Here is a 2,391-nt window from a genome sequence, read left to right on the forward strand (position 1 = left end):
GGCTTACCATATCAATATCATGGGAAACTTGCAACACTGTCCAATTTTGTTCTCGTTTTAATTCATTTAATAACGCATAAAAATCTGTTGTCCCTTGAACATCTACCCCTGCAAAAGCTTCATCTAATACTAACAGTTTTCGCGGACTTACTAAACAATAGGCCAATAATACTCGTTTAAGTTGACCACCGCTAAGTGATCCAATGGCTTGATTGCGTAAGTGATAAGTATCGGTACGATTTAAAGCTGCTGTAACTGATGCTAATGTTTCTTGCTTTGCTGGACAAAATGAGAAAGATGAAAAAAATGAGTTTTTTCTGTTACCTATTCCCAAAGCTACTAATTCACTAACGGAAATGGGAAAACTGCGATCAAAAATAAAGTTTTGTGGCATATAACCCAAAAAATTACGCAAATTTCCTAATCTAGAAATTGGCCGACCAAAAACTTCAATTGTCCCCGCACTTCTGGGAATTAAATCTAAAATCGCTTTAATTAAAGTGCTTTTTCCCGCACCATTTGGACCAACTATAGCTGTATCTGTTCCTGGTAATAATTCAAAAGAAACATCTCGCACGGCTAGATATTTACCTTGGTAGACTGTTAACCCGGAAACTTTTAATATTGGTAATGTAATTTCTGTTTGTTTGTTGATCATGTAAGTTAGGATTTGAGATGCCAATAATTTATAGTCATATATAGCAGTCTGATTTGATTTGTTCGGGAGTTTAGCATTACTAAAACTTTCAGAGGATCTTTGAAAAGTATTTTCTAAAACTCCAAAAATTTCAATATTTAACTCCTGCTAAGAAGACAGGGTTTTATTTGTACATTCCATGGTTTTTCAAACAACCTCTAATCATTATTTAATCATCACTTGCACCCAGAAGCTAAACTTTCCAAATTAGTTTTCATAGCTTTAAAATAATACTCTGGATTGGTATCACCAGTTTCTAAAGAATCTAATGTCCTCACAGTTAACTGCAAATCCTGGGAAATACTTGTCAGTAATTTGTTATCTAAACCGGGTTCACTAAATAAGGCTTTAGTTTTGTATTTTTTAACTGTATTCACTACTTTTTGGACATCTGTTGGTGAAAGTTGTTTTTCGGGAATTTCTACTACTGCTACTTGTTTCAGGTTATAGCGTTTCGCAAGGTAGGGAAAAGCATCATGAAAAGTTATAAAAGTGCAGTTTGGTGTTTTTTTCAGAGTCTGTTGAAATTCATTATTTAAATTATCTAGTTTCTGGATATATGACGCTGCATTAGTTTCGTAATTGGCTTTATTCCCTGGATCTGCCATAATTAAACCATCTCGAATATTGATGATTTGCTGTTTTGCTAAAACTGGATCTAACCAAATATGAGGATTTCCAAATCTGTGTTCATGATCATGATCATCTTCTCCTCCTACTGGCTTATCTATGGGGGAAATTTTATTAATAGGTTCAATACCTTTACTAACATCAATTTCTACTAATTGGGAATTTCCGGCATTTTTAATTGTATCAGACAGAAATTCTTCCAACCCTAAACCATTTTTTATCACTACATTGGCTGTAGCGATCGCTTTTACATTTCCTGGTGTTCCTTGATATTCGTGTACTTCCGTACCAGGTTTGACTAGAATATCTACTTCTGCTACATCTCCAGTTACCGCTTTAGTAAATAAATAAACAGGTAAGAATGTTGTAACTACTTTAGTCTTTGGTAGTTTTTGTGCTGGTTTTGCTTCTTCATTAACAACTTCACTACTATTAGTAGTATTACATCCATAAATCGCTGATAAAATTACCAACGCAATTATGGGTAAGAAATTTCTTTTTCTGATATTTGCTGCGATTTGTCTATGACTCTTCATAGTTTATGGTTGATCATAAAACTTCATTGGTATTATACCCTATAATGAAATAATGAGATTCATTCTCATAAAATTGATAAGTAACTAGTAAAAAACATGATTATCGTATCAAGAATTACAAACTTTTCTGGCATTTGAGGTAATACTGCTGTGTAGTCGGATTTTAATTTTCCCATTTCATAAAGATTTCTTAACTTTCCTGCGTTAGAAAATCTACATGGAACTGTTAAATGTTAGTATATTGACAAGAATTATTGATAGCTATGCTACTTTTAGATCAGGTATAGCATCATCTACTGCAAAAACGGGTGTGAAGAAAAATGCAAAAGTTCTCGACATATTTACTAGCTAGTTCCACTGTCATCAGTGCTATACTATGCACAAGTTATGGGGCGTGGGCTGAGGAAATACCAGCACATAATCAACTTCAGGCTGATACCAATTCCCAACAATTGAATACAAACAATCAACAAGAGGTGATGTCACAAGTTACCTCAGTATCTCAATTATCCGATGTGCAACCTAATG

The 2,391-nt window shown here is 33.9% G+C and carries 2 protein-coding genes and 1 pseudogene; 1 reads left to right on the forward strand and 2 read right to left on the reverse strand.

The window, feature by feature from the left end; all coding sequences use genetic code 11:
- Both ACIR310F_RS0100335 and ACIR310F_RS0100340 read right to left on the reverse strand, forming a co-directional pair.
- Nucleotides 1–658, reverse strand: a 658-nt coding sequence (locus ACIR310F_RS0100335) for a metal ABC transporter ATP-binding protein (RefSeq protein ID WP_028082107.1), incomplete at its 3' end; no start/stop codon positions are given.
- A gap of 215 nt (nucleotides 659–873) precedes the next feature.
- The gene (locus ACIR310F_RS0100340; RefSeq protein ID WP_051289423.1) at nucleotides 874–1,863 is read right to left on the reverse strand and encodes a metal ABC transporter solute-binding protein, Zn/Mn family; all 990 of its coding nucleotides are present in this window, start codon (nucleotides 1,861–1,863) and stop codon (nucleotides 874–876) included.
- Between the two features lie 320 nt (nucleotides 1,864–2,183).
- Here ACIR310F_RS0100340 and ACIR310F_RS0100345 point away from each other — a divergent pair.
- Nucleotides 2,184–2,391: pseudogene (locus tag ACIR310F_RS0100345) on the forward strand (iron uptake porin); the annotation flags it as partial.

The sequence above is a fragment of the Dolichospermum circinale AWQC310F genome, assembly GCF_000426925.1.
Classification (GTDB): domain Bacteria; phylum Cyanobacteriota; class Cyanobacteriia; order Cyanobacteriales; family Nostocaceae; genus Dolichospermum; species Dolichospermum circinale.

Coding starts and splice junctions, on each gene's coding strand:
- ACIR310F_RS0100340 (WP_051289423.1), bottom strand. CDS start 1,863: ATGAAGAGTCATAGACAAATCGCAGCAAATATCAGAAAAAGAAATTTC.